This window comes from Sporosarcina sp. Y352, assembly GCF_056786535.1.
In genome coordinates this window covers 51,169-71,538 of record NZ_JBXCJE010000014.1, presented here as the reverse complement: position 1 = coordinate 71,538, position 20,370 = coordinate 51,169, and the positions used below count along the sequence as shown (strand labels likewise).

The 20,370-nt window shown below is 43.4% G+C and carries 16 protein-coding genes; 15 read left to right on the top strand and 1 reads right to left on the bottom strand.

Going from position 1 to position 20,370, the window contains the following annotated elements:
- Window positions 1-43 precede the first annotated feature (43 nt).
- From purH to AC1TO6_RS18145, 3 genes are all read left to right on the top strand, one after another.
- Window positions 44-1,579 (top strand): bifunctional phosphoribosylaminoimidazolecarboxamide formyltransferase/IMP cyclohydrolase, encoded by a 1,536-nt coding sequence (gene purH, locus AC1TO6_RS18155; protein WP_482103037.1) that lies wholly within the window; start codon window positions 44-46, stop codon window positions 1,577-1,579.
- A gap of 13 nt (window positions 1,580-1,592) precedes the next feature.
- Window positions 1,593-2,852, top strand: coding sequence for a phosphoribosylamine--glycine ligase (gene purD / locus AC1TO6_RS18150; protein WP_482103036.1), 1,260 nt, complete (start codon window positions 1,593-1,595; stop codon window positions 2,850-2,852).
- A gap of 445 nt (window positions 2,853-3,297) precedes the next feature.
- Window positions 3,298-4,674 carry an MFS transporter gene (locus tag AC1TO6_RS18145; protein ID WP_482103035.1) on the top strand — a complete coding sequence of 459 codons (1,377 nt, stop codon included), beginning with the start codon at window positions 3,298-3,300 and terminating at the stop codon, window positions 4,672-4,674.
- A gap of 192 nt (window positions 4,675-4,866) precedes the next feature.
- Here the strand turns inward: AC1TO6_RS18145 and AC1TO6_RS18140 are convergent, their stop codons facing one another.
- A complete protein-coding gene (locus tag AC1TO6_RS18140) occupies window positions 4,867-5,559 on the bottom strand; it encodes a class I SAM-dependent methyltransferase (RefSeq protein ID WP_482103034.1) in 693 nt (230 codons plus the stop codon).
- A 160-nt stretch (window positions 5,560-5,719) separates the two neighbouring features.
- Here AC1TO6_RS18140 and AC1TO6_RS18135 point away from each other — a divergent pair, with 160 nt between their 5' ends.
- From AC1TO6_RS18135 to AC1TO6_RS18080, 12 genes are all read left to right on the top strand, one after another.
- On the top strand, window positions 5,720-7,438 hold the full coding sequence (locus AC1TO6_RS18135) for an adenine deaminase C-terminal domain-containing protein (RefSeq protein WP_482103033.1): 1,719 nt from the start codon (window positions 5,720-5,722) through the stop codon (window positions 7,436-7,438).
- Window positions 7,439-7,447: 9 nt separating this feature from the next.
- Window positions 7,448-8,503 carry a DUF3048 domain-containing protein gene (locus AC1TO6_RS18130; protein WP_482103032.1) on the top strand — a complete coding sequence of 352 codons (1,056 nt, stop codon included), beginning with the start codon at window positions 7,448-7,450 and terminating at the stop codon, window positions 8,501-8,503.
- A 27-nt stretch (window positions 8,504-8,530) separates the two neighbouring features.
- The gene (locus AC1TO6_RS18125) at window positions 8,531-8,860 is read left to right on the top strand and encodes a YerC/YecD family TrpR-related protein (RefSeq protein WP_482103031.1); all 330 of its coding nucleotides are present in this window, start codon (window positions 8,531-8,533) and stop codon (window positions 8,858-8,860) included.
- Window positions 8,861-8,977: 117 nt separating this feature from the next.
- Window positions 8,978-9,670: a heptaprenylglyceryl phosphate synthase gene (gene pcrB / locus AC1TO6_RS18120; RefSeq protein ID WP_482103030.1), complete on the top strand. Its 693-nt coding sequence runs from the start codon at window positions 8,978-8,980 to the stop codon at window positions 9,668-9,670.
- A gap of 49 nt (window positions 9,671-9,719) precedes the next feature.
- Entirely contained in the window at window positions 9,720-11,948 is a 2,229-nt protein-coding gene (pcrA, locus tag AC1TO6_RS18115) for a DNA helicase PcrA (protein WP_482103029.1), read from the top strand.
- A 22-nt stretch (window positions 11,949-11,970) separates the two neighbouring features.
- Entirely contained in the window at window positions 11,971-13,983 is a 2,013-nt protein-coding gene (gene ligA / locus AC1TO6_RS18110; protein ID WP_482103028.1) for an NAD-dependent DNA ligase LigA, read from the top strand.
- Window positions 13,984-13,989: 6 nt separating this feature from the next.
- Window positions 13,990-15,117: a CamS family sex pheromone protein gene (locus AC1TO6_RS18105; protein WP_482103027.1), complete on the top strand. Its 1,128-nt coding sequence runs from the start codon at window positions 13,990-13,992 to the stop codon at window positions 15,115-15,117.
- A 73-nt stretch (window positions 15,118-15,190) separates the two neighbouring features.
- Window positions 15,191-15,478, top strand: coding sequence for an Asp-tRNA(Asn)/Glu-tRNA(Gln) amidotransferase subunit GatC (gene gatC / locus AC1TO6_RS18100; RefSeq protein WP_482103026.1), 288 nt, complete (start codon window positions 15,191-15,193; stop codon window positions 15,476-15,478).
- 25 nt (window positions 15,479-15,503) lie between these two features.
- On the top strand, window positions 15,504-16,967 hold the full coding sequence (gatA, locus tag AC1TO6_RS18095) for an Asp-tRNA(Asn)/Glu-tRNA(Gln) amidotransferase subunit GatA (protein WP_482103025.1): 1,464 nt from the start codon (window positions 15,504-15,506) through the stop codon (window positions 16,965-16,967).
- A gap of 2 nt (window positions 16,968-16,969) precedes the next feature.
- Entirely contained in the window at window positions 16,970-18,400 is a 1,431-nt protein-coding gene (gene gatB, locus AC1TO6_RS18090; RefSeq protein WP_482103024.1) for an Asp-tRNA(Asn)/Glu-tRNA(Gln) amidotransferase subunit GatB, read from the top strand.
- Between the two features lie 192 nt (window positions 18,401-18,592).
- The gene (locus AC1TO6_RS18085) at window positions 18,593-19,162 is read left to right on the top strand and encodes a thioredoxin family protein (protein ID WP_482103023.1); all 570 of its coding nucleotides are present in this window, start codon (window positions 18,593-18,595) and stop codon (window positions 19,160-19,162) included.
- Between the two features lie 112 nt (window positions 19,163-19,274).
- Window positions 19,275-20,210 carry a diacylglycerol kinase gene (locus tag AC1TO6_RS18080; RefSeq protein WP_482103022.1) on the top strand — a complete coding sequence of 312 codons (936 nt, stop codon included), beginning with the start codon at window positions 19,275-19,277 and terminating at the stop codon, window positions 20,208-20,210.
- Window positions 20,211-20,370: the final 160 nt, after the last annotated feature.

The window sequence follows — 20,370 nt, the reverse complement described above, 5'->3', positions numbered from 1 at the left end:
CTTTTTTACAGGTCATATTCAAACTAATTGGAGGGTTTTATTCGTGAAAAAACGTGCATTGCTCAGCGTGTCGGACAAAAGTGGTATTTTGGAGTTTGCGAAAGCATTGGAAAGTCTTGGCTATGAACTGTTATCTACAGGCGGTACGATGAAACATCTTGCGGACAATGGTGTCGCAGTAACGGCAGTAGATGCAGTAACAGGATTCCCGGAAATTATGGAAGGCCGCGTGAAGACGCTTAACCCATTGATTCATGGAGGACTTCTTGCAAAACAGGACGACCCTTCTCATATATCACAAATGGAAGAGCATGGCATCCAGCCGATTGACGTCGTTTGTGTAAACTTGTATCCGTTTAAAGAAACAATTTCAAAACCGGATGTAACCAACGAAGATGCAATCGAAAATATCGATATCGGAGGACCGGCAATGCTTCGTGCTTCTGCGAAAAACCATGCCTACGTTACAGTTATTGTCGATGCAGCAGATTACGATCAAGTACTCTCCGAAATTAAAGCAGATGGTAAAACGACACTTGAAACGCGCAGACGTTTGGCAGCTAAAGTCTTCCGTCATACAGCGGCATACGATGCGCTTATTGCCGGTTTCTTGACTGACCTTACAGGCGAAGAATTTCCGGAGCAGGTTACGTATACATATGAACTAAAACAACCGCTTCGTTACGGAGAAAATCCACACCAAAAAGCAGCTTTCTATAGCCGACCATTTGGTTCAGATTTCTCGATTGCATATGCGGAACAATTACACGGCAAAGAGCTTTCATACAACAATATTCAAGATGCGAACGCGGCTATTCAAATCATCAAAGAATTTGATAAAGCGGCTGCAGTAGCAGTAAAACATATGAATCCATGTGGAGTTGGAACAGGAGAAACAATTTTCGACGCGTTCAACAAAGCATATGAAGCAGATCCAATGTCTATCTTCGGTGGCATAATTGCATTAAACCGCGAAGTAGATGCTGCAACTGCTGAAAAATTATCAGGAATTTTCCTTGAAATTATTATTGCGCCTGCATTCACAAGTGAAGCAGTTGAAATCTTAACGAAGAAGAAAAATATTCGCTTGATGACGATTTCGTTTGATCAAAACAAAAAAGACAAATGGAATACAGTATCTGTTGAAGGCGGACTGCTCGTACAAGAGCCGGATACATACGGGTTTGCGGATGCAGACATTCGTGTTGCAACAGACCGTCAGCCGACGGAAGCTGAGTGGGAAGCGATGAAACTTGGTTGGGCAGTTGTTAAACACGTGAAGTCCAATGCAATCGTCGTAACAGATGATCGTATGACGTTAGGTGTTGGAGCTGGGCAGATGAACCGTGTTGGAGCCGCGAATATCGCGCTAACACAAGCTGGCGAACGCGCGAAAGGTGCAGCACTTGCATCTGATGCATTCTTCCCGATGGACGATACTGTCGAAGCTGCTGCGAAAGCGGGCATTACGGCAATTATCCAACCCGGTGGCTCAGTGAAAGATGAAGATTCGATTAAAAAAGCGAACGACTACGGCATCACGATGGTGTTCACGGGCGTACGTCATTTCAAACACTAAGGAGCGAAGTACATTGAATATACTCGTTATCGGGAGCGGTGGCCGCGAGCATGCGATTGCCAGACAGTTCAATGTCTCCCCTTCAGTTTCAAAAGTATTTGTAGCGCCAGGCAATGATGGTATGAAAAAGGACGCTGAATGTGTGCAAATCGATGCGTTGGATTTTGAGGCACTAGCTTCATTTGCCAAAGAGAATGATGTAAACCTGACATTTGTCGGTCCTGAACAACCGCTAGCGGAAGGTATTGTTGATTACTTTGCTGAACGTGGATTAACAGCGTTCGGTCCAACGAAAGCGGCGGCGCTAATTGAAGGAAGTAAGTCATTTGCGAAAGAGATTATGACGAAGTATGCTATTCCAACGGCTGCGTACGGAACATTTACCGATGCAGAAGAAGCGAAAGCGTTTATCCGTGAAAATGGTGCACCAATTGTGGTTAAAGCAGACGGACTTGCAGCTGGGAAAGGTGTCATCGTTGCGATGACACTCGAAGAGGCACTTGGAGCGGTCGATGATATGATTGGCAACCAGAAGTTCGGCGAATCATCGTCACGTGTCGTTATCGAAGAGTTTCTGGACGGCGAGGAGTTCTCTTACATGTCGTTCGTCCATGACGGTCAGATTTACCCAATGGTAGTCGCACAAGATCATAAGCGGGCGTATGACGGTGATAGAGGACCGAACACGGGCGGTATGGGTGCATACTCACCGGTTCCACAAATTTCGGATGCAATTGTGAAAGAGGCATACGATAAAGTCGTTGTTCCGACTGTTGAAGCAATGGCTGCAGAAGGAACCCCCTTTACAGGTATTTTGTATGCGGGACTTATTCTCACAGAAGATGGACCGAAAGTGATTGAATTCAATGCCCGCTTCGGCGATCCTGAAACACAAGTCGTCCTACCACGGATGGAATCGGACTTTGGAGAATTCATGACTGCACTGATGTCCGGCAAACCTTTTGACTTGAAGTGGGATGACAAAGCGATGTTAGGCGTTGTCATTGCGGCGGATAGATATCCGGGAGATGTCGTGAAGGGTGCGGCTTTGCCTGACCTTGATATTTTGTCAGCACAAGAATTAGAAGTCTTCCATGCAGGTACAAAATCAAATGGCACTGGATTCGCTGGCAATGGCGGTCGAGTACTCTTGATTACAGCAAAAGCAGATACATTAAAAGAAGCGCAGGAGAACGTCTACAAAGGCTTGTCTCAATTAGAATGGAATGGATTCTTTTATAGAACAGATATTGGCTGGCGCACGTTTGAATGAGTTAAACATATAAGATGGCAGGACACTAATCTGAATCCCGGACATACACAAATTGGTCTGGGGTTCGGATTTTTTAAGTTAATAAAGAGTCCCTTCTAATCTACTTAGGTGTTAGAAGATGACTTACGTCGTAGGCTTACCTGCTAGACTCCTAGTCTCATAGCTTAGGTGACCTAGATTTCTAGCGCTAGATGCTAGATGCTCGTGGTCGCAAGCCAACCTAACTAGGAATGATTGACTGTATCTTTCTCTAGGAAGAATTGACATGTATCTTTTCCAATCAAAAAGTGCACGTCGTCAACCTTTCTTATGCTAGTCGCACCTACCCGAGCGCTTTCAACTTTTCCTGTTAGCCCTTGGAAGGCGCCTAAGCTCAGTTTATAAAGCGTATGTTTTACTTCAGCTGTATAGATGGAAAATAAGTCAAACCGGATGAGGTGCACTTATGGATAGCACATACAAAGGTAACGATAAATTAATTCTAGGTCTCGTACTAGGGATTATTACATATTGGCTGTTCGCCCAGGCGTTATTGAATACGGTCCCGGACATTCAAAAAGATTTGGGTGTGGATGTCAGTACGATTGGGATAGGAATTAGCATTACCGCACTATTTTCAGGTGTATTTGTTGTCGTTGCAGGCGGTTTTGTCGATCGTTTCGGAGCAATGAAACTGACGGTCATCGGACTGGTTCTCAGTATTGCGGGCTCCGCGTTACTAATTATGGCACACAGTACGCCCCTCTTCATTGGCGCACGGGTCATACAAGGATTTTCGGCGGCGTGTATCATGCCTGCGACTCTTTCAATTGTAAAAGCTTATTATGACGGGGAAGCCCGTCAACGTGCGTTAAGTTTCTGGGCGATTGGATCTTGGGGAGGAACAGGCATTTGTTCGTTGGCCGGAGGTGCAATTGCGACATCGATGGGATGGAGATGGATATTTGTTTTTTCCATCGTTGTAGCTGTCATTTCACTCGTGTTGCTGAAAGGTACACCGGAGACGAAGACGGTGGCATCTAGCAAGAAATTTGATTATGTAGGTCTTGTGCCTTTTATTGTCGCAATGATCAGTTTGAACCTCGTTATTACTCGGGGGAGCTCGTTCGGGTGGATGAGTTGGATTACTATGTCATTGATTATACTCTTTGTATTGTCAGTGATTATGTTCTTTATAAACGGATTCAAAAAAGGGGACGATAGTTTTATCGATTTCTCCATCTTCAAAAACCGGGCTTATTCGGGTGCGACGTTGTCGAATTTTTTATTGAACATGGTAGCTGGTTCTTTAATCATCATCAACACATACCTTCAATTAGCGAGAGGGTTCACTTCATTCCAGTCGGGGCTACTGTCAATCGGTTATCTTATTTGTATTATGATAACAATTCGAATAGGGGAAAAAATGATAAAAAAAGTCGGTGCAAGGAAGCCAATGATGATTGGTCCGTTGATTACAAGTATCGGCATTGCGCTCATGACGCTCACTTTTTTGGGGGATCTAGCTTATACCATTGCAGTCATCGTTGGTTTCATTTTTTTTGGAACAGGACTCGGCCTCTACGCGACGCCTTCAACAGATACGGCTGTTTCAAATTCGCCGGCTGAGAAGGCGGGGGTTGCAATAGGTATTTACAAAATGTCGAGTACGCTTGGCGGATCGACCGGAATCGCGGTCTGTGCAAGTGTCTTCGGCGCATTATCAATCAGCGACAGTGCAGATTTTGCAGCGATGATTGGATTAGGAATTTGTGCAGCATTTTGCATATTGTCCATGCTGTCAGTGGTTTTTACAACACCTAAGGATTCGATGGGCTCTTAAAGAATAATAGACACAGGCTTTTCCGAATATCGGAAGAGCCTGTGTCTATTTCAAGTTAGAGAACACTTGAATTTATCTGATTGAAAGAACACGGTTATAGGAGTCATTTAGTAATCTATACTAGCAAGAACATTAGAACTGAAGGGTGAAAAACCTCTTTGTTTATTGATAAAAGCAAAGGGATTGTCCTGTTTATTCAGCTTTACAAATCCACCCGCCAAACATATTCGTCGTGAAAAACTTAGCAATCTCCCCAAAACCAGCTTCCTGAAGTAAACGGACAATCTCCTCTTCGGGAATGAAGGAAAGCTTCCGAACGGTTTTTTCCATTTCATCCACTTCGGTTGTAGTCATATTTGTTGTGTCTAGCCAGTATGCTTTCCATAGTGAGAATAACGCATCGAATGCTGGATCATTGGAATTGCCGAACATCGTCGCGATGACGAAAGGTGCTCCCGGTTTTAGACGTTGTCGGATACTCTTCAATTGCCGCAGTTTATCATCAACATCTGCTATGAAATGTAGGACAAGCATGCATGTCGCTGCATCATGAAGATGGCTTCTTCCAACTTTATCGATTGTGCCTTCAATGAATTCCACGCGTTCTGCCATATTTAACTGATTTGCTTTCATTCTAGCAAGTTCGAGCATAGGTGCGGCGGGATCGACAGCGGTGAATGTCCATGTTGGATTAGCAGGTCCAAACGTAGCGAGTTCGGTGCCACCGCCAGCTCCAACCACAAGGATGTTTGGCCGCGCAGTTGTATTTGCTCGTAAATACGTTTGGACGAGTCTAAACATGGAGTCATACGTCGGTAATGTTCTCCGCACCCCTTTGTCATACTCTGTTGCCATTTCTTCATTGAATTCCATTTTGTCCGTCATCAAATCAAATCCAATCATCTGTAGTAATATCTATTTCGTCAAAAAAGGGTTAAATCCTTTATTTAGGTAAGCCCGTCAGAGTCTTCTAGCTCCTATTTATTTCAGCAATGCTATGCTACGATAAATAGTATGAATAGTTCAGTAAAAGGGAGAGAGTATTATGTGGGAATCCAGTGAAATAAAAGAACAACTACATATGATTGACGGCAAGAAAGCACCGGACATCATTATCACCAATGCAGAGTATTTACATTCAATCTATAAGAAATGGATGAAGGGAAACATTTGGATTGCTGGCGATCGCATTGTGTATGCTGGGAAGGAAATGCCAGTAATGCTGGAGGGGGCAGAAATCGTCGATGCATCGGGAAAGAAAATTGTTCCCGGCTATATTGAACCACATGTTCACCCGTTTCAATTGTACAACCCAGGGACATTCGCAGAATATGCGGCGCAGCTTGGAACGACAACATTCATTTCTGATAATCTAATATTATTTATGTCACTAAAAAACGAAACATCATTTGCGCTTCTTGATAAGATGAATGAATTGCCATTTTCATTTTACTGGTGGGCTCGATTTGACTCGCAGACCTTTCTACAAAATGAAATGGAATTATTTAATTTGGAAGCAATTAAAGAATGGATTGAACGCCCTGAAGTATTGCTAGGGGGAGAACTGACAGGTTGGCCGCGGCTGATAGCTGGGGAGCCAAATATGGTCGCATCCGTGCATGCTGCAAAAGTTGGTGGTAAGAAAATAGAAGGTCATTTACCCGGTGCCTCTGAGCGCACACTTGCACGTATGCGTTTGCTTGGAACGGATGGGGATCATGAATCGATGACTATTGAAGAAGTGGAAGCCCGGTTGTTACACGGTTACGGAGTGACGCTTCGGCATTCGTCCATTCGACCTGATCTTCCGCATTTATTAAAAGATATTGTTGACAAAGAACTCAATGTGTTTGATCATCTGATGATGACAACGGATGGGTCGACACCTTCGTTTCACATTGATGGGGTTATGGACAAATGTATTCGTGTCGCGCTTGAAGCAGGTGTTCCACCAATCGATGCTTATCAGATGGCTTCTTATAATGTAGCGCGCTACTATGATATGACTGATTTACACGGAGTCATTGCGACTGGCCGGTATGCGACGCTAAATATCCTTGAAGATGAATTTAGTCCTGTGCCAACGGATGTTTTATCGAAAGGGAAGTGGTTGAAACGTGAAAACAAATCTGCAGAATCATTCCCGGCTATCGATTGGTCATTTGTAGAACCGTTCGATCCTGACTTTGATCTTAACGAAAATGATTTCATATTTGAAGACTCGATTGGAATTGAAATGGTTAATGATGTAATAACGAAGCCATATAATGTGACAATCGACACAACGGTTGAAACATTGGCGAGTGATCATGATGAAAGTTTCCTCATGCTAATTGATCGAAATGGGAAATGGCATATGAATACAATTATTAAAGGGTTTGCTACAAATATTCAAGGTTTTGCAACCTCTTATTCGAATACAGGAGATATTATTTTAATTGGAAAAGATAAAAGAGAAATGCACAACGCCTTTAAAGAAATTAAGCGGATTGGGGGCGGCATGGTGCTGTCCGAAAACGGAGTGGCAATCGCGACAATCCCACTACCGATAGGCGGGGGATTATCGGCAGAACCGCTCCCTATATTGATTGGACAGGAACTAGAATTGAAAAAGGCACTTGCAGATCGAGGATACACGAAAGGTGATGCTGTCTATACATTCCTGTTCCTCCAATCTACACATCTGCCCTATATCCGCATCACACAGATGGGACTGTATGATGTTATGAAAAAAGAAATAATCATTCCGGCAACCGGAAGATAGGGGACAAGAATGGAGAAGAAAATGAGGGAATTGCTAGTTTCCATAGTAATCGCAATGTTGCTGCTGTCGGCTTGTTCAACAAAAGAGAAGGCGGAAGATACGATACCCGTCGTAAAAGAGGATGAAAATCCAGTTATCGTTGAAGAAGAGCCGGATCTATTGTATAAGTCACCGTTCACCGGAGTATTCACAGAAGAGGAGAATACCCGTCGCCCGGTTCTTGCGACAATTAATAATCATCCTTTAGCAAGGCCTCAGTCTGGCATAAGTGATGCGGATATCATTTATGAACTTGCAGCGGAGGGAAATATTACAAGGCTATTGGCGTTATTCCAAAGTGAGTTGCCTGAAGAAATAGGTCCCATCCGCAGTGCGAGAGATTACTTCATTCATATCGCGAAAGGGCTTGATGCTTTTTATGTTGCCCACGGTTATAGTCCAGATGCTAAACAGCTGTTGCAAAGCCGCTTTGTTGATAATGTAAATGGTATGCAATATGACGGAACGCTTTTCCATCGATCGAGAGAAAGGATATCGCCACATAACTCCTATATATCAGGAGATAATGTGCTCGCTGCTATGGAAAAAACAAATTCACCAATAGAAATGTCATTAATCCCAGTATTTTCTTTCCATGAGTCAATTGAAAGTGCTAAAATAGGAGATATTGCATCTATGCTCGTTGTTCGAACGGGTACCGATCCGGACTTTACGAGCACCTACGCCTACGATGGAGAACTAGGGACATACAATAGGATGGTAAATGGAATATTGACTGTTGATAAATTCGAGGAAAAACCGGTTGCGCTTGCCAATGTTATTGTGTTGGAAACCGCATTTCGTACAATCGATAACGTCGGAAGACAGTCGGTTGACATCGAGTCGGGCGGCATAGGAATGTTGTTCCATGCAGGTATTGCAAAAGAAATTGAGTGGGAAAATATTGATGGGATCCTAACGCCAATGGAAAATGGTGTTCCGGCTCAACTTGTTCCAGGAAAGACATGGATTCATATTGTTTCTACCCAACCTGGAATGGCAACGAGTGTTACTTATACCCCTTAAAGAATTCATTCAGAGAGAGGGAGACATATGCAAATTGATAAAATCCGTGGGCATCAAACGGATCAGCTTTTTAAAGCGATGCTCGAATTAAAAGACCTCGATGAATGTTATGCGTTTTTCGACGACATCAGCACCATAAGTGAATTACAGTCACTCGCGCAGCGGCTCGAAGTGGCACAAATGCTTATGATGAAAAAGACGTACGATACGATTCAAAGTGAGACAGGTGCCAGTACAGCGACGATTTCTAGGATTCGACGCTGTGTTGACTATGGTTCAGGAGGATACGGAAAAGTGCTTGGACGATTATATCCCCAGGTGAATGAAGAAGCTGAAACAGCAAAAGAAACGAAATAAGCTTTAATCTAGACTTTGAACACTTTATACTTTCAAGTTTAACCGGACAGAGAAAGAATCTGACCGGTTTTTTTGGTATACTAAAACAACGAACATTAAAAGATTGGGTGGTAAGACATGGATTTCACTATATGGCGTCATGCCTTCAAATTAGATCCCGAAAAAACAGTGACCGACGAACAGTTAGAACTGCTTGCCGAGTCAGGAACAGATGGTATTATCGTTGGCGGAACAGATGGGGTTACACTCGATAATATACTTGACTTACTCGTTCGAATTAGAAGGTATTCCGTTCCAGTTGCACTTGAGATATCGACAGTTGACTCCGTTACGCCTGGATTCGATTATTTTTTGATACCGACAGTGCTTAACTCAACAAAAGTGGAGTGGATTAATGGAATTCATCATTCCGCTCTCCGTGAATACGGTCATATGATGAACTGGAATGAAATTCAAACGGAAGGGTATTGTATTATGAATCCCGACTGCAAAGCGGCGAAATTGACCGGCGTGACGGATGTGCCTGACGAAGAAGATGTAATCGCTTATGCTCGCATGGCAGAACATCTTTTCAAACTACCGGTATTTTATCTGGAATACAGTGGCAAGTACGGTGATCCTAAAATTGTGGAAGCAGCATCACGTGTACTAGAAAACACACGTCTTGTATATGGCGGTGGGATTAACAACGCCGCAAAAGCCATAGAGATGGCAGAAATTGCGGATACAATTATCGTTGGCAACATCATTTATGAAGATTTAAATGCAGCATTGTCAACAGTCGATGCAGTGAAATCGGTTTCCCGCTAAGACAATACGGTGTATAATAAAGAACAAATGTTCCGAGAGGGCGATGTAAATGAACAAAATAGCTGAAGATTTACTAATAGGAATGAATCCCGAACAAGCAAGAGCAGTGAAGAAGACGGAAGGTGCTCTTCTCATTATGGCGGGTGCAGGTTCTGGTAAAACACGTGTCCTGACACATCGAATAGCCTATTTAGTCGTAGAAAAAAATATATATCCATCCAATATACTCGCGATTACATTTACGAACAAAGCGGCTCGTGAAATGCGCGACCGTATCGACGGCTTGCTAGGTGCAGGTACGGGTGAACGAATGTGGGTTTCTACTTTCCACTCGATGTGTGTACGGATACTGCGTAGGAATAGCGACAGGATTGGTATTTCTAAATCCTTCTCGATTCTAGATTCAGCCGATCAATTATCGGTTATTAAAAGTGTTTTGAAATCGTTGAACCTTGATGCGAAACAATACGAGCCAAGAACAATGCTAAATGCGATTAGTTCCGCAAAAAACGAATGCATTGATGCAGAAATGTACCGTTCGCAAATCAATTCCCACAACCCTTATGAAAAGACAATTGCGGATGTATACGATGGCTATGCAAAAAGGCTGCGTCAAAACCAATCGCTCGATTTTGATGATTTAATAATGATGACACTCGTATTATTCGAACGTGTACCGGATGTCCTAGAATTTTATCAAAACAAATTCCAGTATATTCATGTCGATGAGTATCAGGACACCAATAACGCACAGTACAGACTTGTTAATATGCTAGCGGAAAAATTCAAAAACTTATGTGTTGTCGGAGACTCTGATCAGTCCATCTACAGATGGCGCGGTGCGGATATCGGCAATATCCTGTCCTTTGAAAAAGACTATAATAATGCTGAAATGATCATGCTTGAGCAAAACTATCGCTCGACGAAACGAATCTTGCAAGCGGCCAACGACGTCATAACAAATAACAAGACCCGTTACGATAAAAAGCTACGCACGGATAATGACGAAGGTGAATCAATCTATGTGTACAAAGCGAGCGATGAAAAAGATGAATCGCAGTTTGTCGTAGGTAAAGTTATTGAATTGCAAGAGCAAGAGAAACTAAAGCTCGATCAATTTGCAGTCCTATATCGTACGAATGCACAATCGCGTGTTATTGAGGAATACCTTGTAAAATCGAATCTCGATTACACAATCGTCGGCGGCACGAAGTTCTATGAACGAAAAGAGATTAAGGACTTACTTGCTTACTTAAAACTTATTTCCAACAATGATGATGACCTTGCGTTAGCCCGAATCATTAATGAGCCGAAGCGTAGTATCGGTGCTACTTCATTCGATAAAATGGCGCGCTTCGCAATTGAACACGACCGCTCCGTTTTTGACGCATTACAGGAAGTCGACTTTATGGGAATCACGTCAAGAGCTGCAAATGAAGTTGCCAAGTTCCGTGAACTTATTGCAGGCTTCACTCAAATGAAGGAATATTTATCAGTAACTGAACTTGTTGAGCAAGTGCTCGATAAATCTGGCTACCGTGAAATGCTTCACCGCGAAAAAACAATTGAATCAGAAAGTCGTCTGGAAAACATCGAAGAGTTCCTATCCGTCACAGAGTCTTTTGAAAAACGTGCAGAAGAAGATACTGGCGATAAATCATTACTCGCTTTCCTGACAGATCTTGCACTCATCGCTGATATTGATTCACTAGATAAAGAAGAGAACAAATCCTCGGAAAAAATCGTCTTAATGACAATGCATGCAGCAAAAGGATTGGAGTTCCCTGTTGTCTTCATAATTGGGATGGAAGAAAACGTCTTCCCTCACTCTCGTTCGATGGGTGATGACGAGGAGATGGAAGAAGAGAGACGTCTCGCTTATGTAGGTATTACACGTGCGGAACAAAAACTATATTTATCCTCTGCTTCTTATCGAACACTTTATGGACGTGCAAGCTATAATAGCCCGTCAAGGTTCATAGCAGAGATTTCAGAAGACATCACGGAAATGCTCTCTGCAAACTCCGGATTCTCCATCGGTGGTGGAAGCAAGGCTATACCTACTCGATCAGCTGTTAAAAAACCTGTATATAAAACGAGTGGTGGAGACAAAATGGGATGGAACCCGGGCGACAAAGCAGTTCACAAAAAGTGGGGGACAGGTATGGTTGTTAGCGTGAAAGGGATGGGCGAAGAAGTCGAACTGGATATCGCATTCCCACAACCGGTCGGTCTCAAGCGATTACTGGCAAAGTTTGCACCAATTGAAAAAGCTTAATAGAGAAGGAGAGAGTAAATCGATGGATCGAGTGGGACTTGAAAAAAGGGTGGAAGAATTGAATGATCTTCTTCATAAGTATGGCCATGCTTATTATGTGCTCGATAAACCACTCACTTCTGACGCGGATTATGACCGTTATATGCAAGAACTACTAGCCATTGAAGCAGAAAACCCCGACCTTATTTATCCGGATTCGCCGTCGCAACGCGTTGGAGGCGAGATATTAAAAGGATTCGGGAAAGTCGTCCACGAGTTTCCGATGCTCAGTCTATCCAATGCGTTCAATGATGAAGAGTTAAGAGAATTTGACAAGCGGGTGAAAAGTGCGGCCGGGCGGGATGTTTCATATATTTGTGAATTAAAGATAGATGGGCTTGCCATCTCGCTTAGATATGTCGACGGCAAGTTTGTCCAGGGATCGACACGTGGAGACGGGACTATCGGAGAAGATATAACGGCAAGTCTAAAGACAATCCGGACAATTCCACTGCGATTGAAAGAAACTGTTTCTATTGAAGTCCGTGGCGAGGCCTATATGCCCAAGAAGTCATTTGTGAACTTAAATGCAAAGCGTGACGAATCTGGTGAGGAACCGTTCGCTAATCCGCGCAATGCAGCTGCAGGTTCACTTCGTCAGCTCGACCCGAAAATAGCGGCCAGTCGTAACTTGGCGATATTCATCTATGGAATCGGCGGCGATGGCAGTGCATATGGACAGGACAGCCATTCAGATTCACTCAATTACCTTGATAGTCTAGGGTTTGAAACGAATAAGGAACGGCAGCATTGCAACACTATAGAAGAGGTAATTGATTATATCGAGAAATGGGTGGGAAACCGCTTAAATTTAGCCTATGAAATCGATGGGATTGTTGTAAAGGTTGATAATTTTGAAGATCAGGAACAGCTTGGTTTCACGGCAAGAAGTCCTAAATGGGCGACTGCATATAAATTCCCTGCGGAAGAAGTAGTCACATTATTGCTAGATATTGAGCTTAGTGTCGGGAGGACAGGTGTTGTTACTCCTACAGCGATACTGGAACCGGTTCAGGTCGCAGGATCGACAGTGGGTCGTGCTTCTCTGCACAATGAAGACCTCATAAAAGAGAAAGATATTCGAATCGGAGACACGGTTATTATCCGTAAGGCAGGGGACATCATTCCTGAGGTCGTTGCGCCAATTATAGAAAAACGGACTGGTGAAGAAGTGCCTTTTGATATGCCGGAAAACTGTCCAGTCTGCGAATCCGAATTAATTCGGATTGAAGGAGAAGTAGCACTCCGATGTGTTAATCCACAATGTCCCGCACAAATGAAAGAAGCAATCATTCATTTTGTGTCCCGCAACGCAATGAATATTGAAGGCATCGGCGAACGGGTAGTCGACCAATTGTATAACGCGGATCTGGTTCACGATGTCTCAGATCTATATACGCTGACAAAAGAACAGTTGCTGGAGCTTGAGCGAATGGGTGAAAAATCCGTTTCCAATTTGTTAACAGCAATCGAAGCATCGAAAGTAAACTCTTTGGAAAAAATGCTCTTTGGGCTTGGCATACGTCATGTAGGTGTAAAAGCGGCGACTATCCTTGCGGCGGAATTTGGTACACTTTCTGCATTAATGACAGCTGATGTGGAGCGACTCATAACAATCCATGAAATCGGTGACAAGGTTGCTGATTCAATTACTACTTATTTCAGCAAAGAAGAAGTGCTTGAAGTACTTCGAAAGCTGGAATCATACGGATTGAATATGGCATACATTGGGCGAAACAGGCAAGACGTTCCGACAGACGGGGTTTTCTCAGGAAAGACTGTCGTGCTAACTGGGAAATTGACTATTTTGACACGTGGCGAAGCGAAAGAGAAAATTGAAGCGCTTGGTGGAAAAGTGAGCGGCAGTGTTAGTAAAAAGACAGATCTCGTTATCGCGGGGGACGATGCCGGCTCTAAATTGGCAAAAGCCGAGGAGCTTGAAATTACAGTGTGGAATGAAGCGGAGCTGATTGAAGCGCTTGGCGAGAAGGAGTAAGTTGAAATGAAAAGATTATTGATATTACCCACAATGGCAGCTATTCTTTTCCTTTCGGGATGTTTACCTCAATTTGGTACAGAAAAAGAGGAAGTTATTCAGGAAAACGAAGAGAGCGTCGAGGAAATAGTTGTGATTCCCGATGTTCAGTTGAAAGATGAGTTCTACAAAACACTGCTACCTTTCAAAAAAAGTGCAAGCCGCGGTCTAATTGTTAGCAATATCTATACAAAATACGACATGCAGGAAGCGGAAGAAGGGCTTTTACGTATTTCGAACGAGCAATTTTCACCCGATAACCACTTTTTTCAGGAAGGTCAGCATATTGATAAGGAAACAGCACGATCTTGGTTGTCTAGAAGTTCCACTGATAAAGCTGGTTTGAATCCCCCCATCCCAAAAGATATGAATGAAGATAAGGCCTCCGAAGAAGCGCCGATTTATTTGGCTCATATCATTGAGCAGAATTACCTCGTTATGACGGATGAAAAAAAAGTCCGCCTTGCCGGTATTTCAGTAGGCCTTGCACTTAATTCGGTTAGCTATTCGAGAAGTGGAAAGGAAACCACTATACCGGATAAGGTAATCGAACAGCAAGGTATGAAAATGGCTGAAGAAATTGTGAAACGTCTTCGAACACAGGAAGGGCTCTCAGATATCCCAATTGTTGTTGGGTTGTTTAAACAAGAAAGTCGTAACTCCATTGTTCCAGGTACATACTTTGCGAAAGCTGTAGCTGGAAAAGGTCAAGCAGTTCCGACTGGCTGGAAAGTTGTTAATGAGAAATATGTGGTGTTCCCAGCGTCTTCAAAGACAGGCGCATACAGGGATATGAATACGACATTTGAGAACTTTAAACAAGACATTGATGCGTATTTCCCTAGTTTTGTTAACGTAATCGGAACAGGGTTTTATAAAGACGATGATTTAAAGTCTTTAAGAATAGAAATGCCTATCCAATTTTTCGGTTCAAGTGAAATAATTGGTTTCACACAATTTATGACAGAGCTTGTGAATCAGTACTATCCAAATTTGTATACTGAAGTGACAATAACGTCCACAAATGGTCCGGAAGCATTAATCGTAAAAGAGCCGGGTGATGAAAAACCTTTTGTGCATATTTACGGCTATTAAACATCATAACTATTCAACATTCTGGGAAGATGATATGATTAATCGTACAATTCAAAGATGAGGAGGAGAAAAAATGACGAAATTAACGATAAGTGAAGTAAAACGCCATGCAGGACTCGCTAGGCTTGCTATGACGGATGCTGAGGCGGAAGTGTTTGCCGGACGACTTGATGAAATTATCGGGTTTGCCGATAAACTGAAAGAAGTGGATACGGACGATATAGCTCCTATGACTCATCCGTTGCCTCTATACAACGTTCTCCGTCAGGATATCCCTACAGATGCACTGGACCGGGAAGAGATGTTGAAGAGTGTGAAAGAACACGAAGCAGGACAAATTAAAGTGCCGACTATCATTTGATGAACGGATTTAAGGAGGAAGAAAAATGACGTTATTTAAAAAGACGGCAACAGAGCTTCAGTCGCTATTACATAATCGGGAAGTGTCTGTCAAGGAACTGACGGAGGAATCAGTTTCCCGTATTGCGAAAATGGATGGAAAAGTAAAAGCTTTCCTCCTTACAAACGGAGAACAGGCTCTTGCACAAGCGGAAGAGTTGGACAAGCAACCATTGGAAGGGCGCGGACCTCTATTCGGATTACCAATCGGATTGAAGGATAACATCGTCACAAAAGGAATCGTTACGACTGCCGCAAGTAAGATGCTCGAAGATTTCGTACCTGTCTATGATGCTACAGTTGTTGAAAAAATCAACGAAGCAGGACTTGTGACAATCGGGAAACTGAATATGGATGAATTTGGAATGGGATCGACAACAGAGAGATCTGCATTCCAAACAACGCATAATCCATGGAATCTCGACTATGTTCCAGGCGGCTCGTCAGGCGGTTCAGCGGCAGCAGTAGCAGCTGGCGAAGTGGCATTCGCCCTTGGTTCGGATACAGGTGGATCTGTTCGTCAACCAGCAGCTTTTTGTGGCGTCGTCGGCATGAAGCCCACATACGGTCGCGTGTCACGTTCAGGTCTGGTTGCATTCGCGTCATCGTTGGATACAATCGGTCCGATTACACGCAATGTTGAAGACAATGCGTTGTTGCTTAGCGTAATTTCAGGCTTAGACCCAAGAGACTCATCGACATCGCCACTAGACGTGCCTGATTTCAGAGCCGCTCTCTCTGGCGACATCAAAGGCCTGAAAATTGGTGTACCGGCTGAATATCTAGGTGAAGGTATATCTCCGGAAGCGAAAAATGCGGTAATGGAAGCACTGAAAGTTCTTGAATCGCTTGGTGCTGAATGGGAAGAAGTTTCACTGCCGCACTCGAAGTACGCTTCGCCTGTGTACTATGCGATTTCTTCATCCGAAGCATCATCAAACCTCGCGCGTTTCGACGGCATCCGCTACGGTTATCGTGCTGAAGGTGTCAAAGATCTCGAGGAATTGTATTCACGTTCCCGTTCTGAAGCTTTCGGAGATGAAGTGAAAAAACGTATTTTGTTTGGTATGTATGCGCTGGGAGCAGCTCATCACGAAGATGTATACGTAAAATCACAAAAAGTACGGACATTAATTGCACAAGATTTTGCAACTCTTTTCGAAAAATACGATGTGATTATCGGACCTTCATCTGCAACAACAGCTTATAAAATCGGTGAAAAAATTCACGATCCATTGGCGTTGTATGCAAACGATGTATTAACGGTTCCAATTAACCTTGCGGGTGTGCCGGCGATTTCGGTTCCATGCGGATTTTCAAATGGACTGCCGCTTGGTCTTCAAATCATCGGGAAACATTATGATGAAGCGACATTGTATAAAGTGGCGCATGCTTATGAACAAGCGACTGATTTCCATAAACAGACTCCAGTCACATGGGAGGGGAAATAATTATGAATTTCGAAACAGTAGTCGGACTTGAAGTCCACGTAGAACTTAAAACCGATTCAAAAATCATGTCACCTGCCCACGCCCATTTCGGTGCGGAACCGAATATGAACATCCACGTGATTGACTTAGCTTATCCTGGTGTGTTGCCGGTGATGAATGAACGTGCGGTTGACTTCGGTATGAAAGCGGCATTGGCACTTAACTGTGAAGTTGCGCCAGTCACTAATTTCGATCGCAAGCATTACTTCTATCCCGATAATCCGAAAGCGTACCAAATCTCTCAGGATGAACATCCAATCGGTGCAAACGGCTGGGTCGAAATTGAAGTCGAGGGCAAGAAGAAAAAAATCCGAATTGAACGTGTCCACCTTGAGGAAGATGCGGGGAAATTGACACATACCGATGAAGGTCATTCACTTGTCGACTTGAACAGACAAGGGACTCCACTTATTGAAATTGTGACAGAAGCGGATGTCCGGTCTCCAGAAGAAGCGTATGCATTCCTTGAAAAGCTAAAAGCAATCATTCAATATACTGGTGTTTCCGACGTCCGCATGGAAGAAGGATCCCTTCGTTGTGATGCGAATATTTCCATCCGTCCGTTTGGACAAGAGGAATTCGGTACGAAAACGGAATTGAAGAACTTGAACTCGTTCAACTTCGTTCGCAGAGGAATTGCATATGAAGTGGAACGCCAAGAAAAAGTTTTACTATCCGGTGGGAAAATTGATCAGGAAACACGCCGTTATGATGAAGCAACAGGTAAAACACTTCTAATGCGTGTGAAAGGTCCGGCGAACGATTATCGTTTTATTCCTGAACCAGACTTGACGGATATTCACATCGATGAAGCTTGGATTGAACGGGTCCGCGCGGAAATCCCTGAACTTCCGGACGCACGGAAGGAACGCTATATCACTGAGCTAGATTTGCCTGCATACGATGCAATGGTTTTAACATTGACGAAGGATATGTCTGATTTCTTCGAAGCAACGGTTGCGGCTGGAGCAGATGCGAAACTTGCTTCCAACTGGCTCATGGGTGAGGTTTCAGGTTATCTGAACGCAGAGGCGAAAGAACTTGATGCTACTGCATTAACGCCTGAAGGACTTGCAAGTATGATCAAACTGATTGCAGATGGAACGATTTCATCCAAAATCGCGAAAAAGGTATTCAAGGAATTGATTGAAAACGGTGGAGATGCTGCAGTCATCGTCAAAGAAAAAGGACTTGTCCAAATTTCTGACGAAGGCACACTCCGTACAATCGTCACAGAAACACTGGATGCAAATGAACAATCAATCGAAGACTATAAAAACGGGAAAGAGCGTGCAGTCGGCTTCCTCGTTGGTCAAATTATGAAAGCGACAAAAGGGCAAGCAAATCCGCCACTGGTCAATAAAATCCTTCTCGAAGAAATCGCGAAAAGGTAAAAAGAAAAGCGCAAGGCGCCGTTTAGACGCTACTTTCTTATGATCTGAGCGTTTGGCGATTAGACACCATTTAAAAGGAACGCTCTGTCAAGGACAATAACAAGTCTCACGGCAGAGCGTCTTTTTTTAGTCTCGTAGTTTGATTCGCGGGAAGGGACGACGTACAATTAAAGAAAAGGAGTGTGGATGATTTTGAAAACTGAAAAAGACTATTTTAATGAAGCCATTTCACTCGAACAGTATATGAATAAGATGGACAAACATAAGGAAGAAAGCTTCCGCATTTATGAACAATTTGAAGTACCGGCGGATGACGAATTCATCGGATTGTTGAAGGAAAAGAAACCGAACATTCTAGTCATTGCAGAAGATTGGTGCGGGGACGCAATGATGAACAATCCGGTCCTACGAAGAATCGCGGAGGCGGCGGATTTAGACGTACGTACTGCATATCGGGATACGGATACGGATTTGATCGATAAACATTTGACGAACGGTGGAAGGTCGATCCCGGTTTACTTGTTGCTTGACGAAAACGGGGAAGTTGAAGCGAAATGGGGACCGCGGGCAGCTTCGATCCAAGAATACGTTTTGGAACTGCGAAAAGATATTCCAGCAGCGGATTCACCGGAGTTCAAAGAAAAACAACAGGAATTCATTGAACGGATTAGTGCAGAGTACACTTCCAAGCCGGAACTTTGGCTGACGGTCTACGATGACATCCGCAAAACATTCCTTCCTGTATTGCAGAAACAATCATAAGTACCAAATATCTAAGTTCCGAATAGTAAATGCAACCAGCCCGGCTGAAATTGTGTCGTCTATCGGAATAATATTGAAAAAATAACATATGTACGAATAGAGGGAAATTCGGATGAAACGAGCACGAATCATTTACAATCCGACATCGGGACGTGAAGCATTCCGCAAACATCTCAGTGAAGTTTTAGAGAAACTTGAGAAAGCCGGATATGAAACATCTTGTCATTCGACAACACGCGAAGGGGACGCGACAGAAGCGGCTAAACTCGCTGTGGAATCCGGTTTTGACCTTATCATTGCTTCAGGTGGAGATGGCACGCTGAACGAAGTTATCGCGGGTGTCAGTCCTTTCGAGCAGCGCCCTAAAATTGGACTTATTCCAACAGGGACAACGAATGACTTTGCACGTGCACTGCGTATACCACGCGATATTAATGAAGCAGTGGATATTATTGTTCGAGGGGAAACGATACCTGTCGATGTCGGTATGATGAACAATCGCCATTTCATTAATATCGCAGGCGGTGGCAGATTAACGGAATTAACATATGATGTGCCGAGTAAATTGAAAACGGTACTAGGGCAACTGGCTTATTATTTAAAGGGTATTGAAATGTTACCGTCTTTTCACTCCACTCATCTCAAGATAGAATATGATGGAGAAGTGTTTGACGAAGAAGCGATGATGTTTCTTGTAGGCTTGACGAATTCTGTCGGTGGCTTTGAAAAGCTTGCTCCGGGTTCAAGCATCAATGACGGTAAATTTACGTTGCTTATTCTGAAGAAATGTAATATTGCAGAATTCATCCGGGTCGTTACACTCGCACTTAGAGGAGAGCATCTTGGTGATCCACTAGTCATTTCAACCAAAGCGGAAACAATTAAAGTGACATCAACTGACAAAGTTCTCTTGAACCTTGATGGAGAATTCGGCGGTGTATTGCCGGCGACGTTCGAAAACCTTTACAGGCATATTGAAATGTTTGCACCTTTGGCTGAATTACGTAAAGAGGATCTTATAGGTTTAACAGACTCTTCTGAGGAGTAATTACCTAGATAATGATTTGGAAAAATAAGCTGTAAGGATGCTGATTCTGACATCCTCACAGCTTATTTTTTTCTGACTCGGCCATGTAACTCTATAGACTGACTAGGTAACACCATGGACCGACCCTATGGTAAACTAAATGTATCTGAAATTTGGAGGA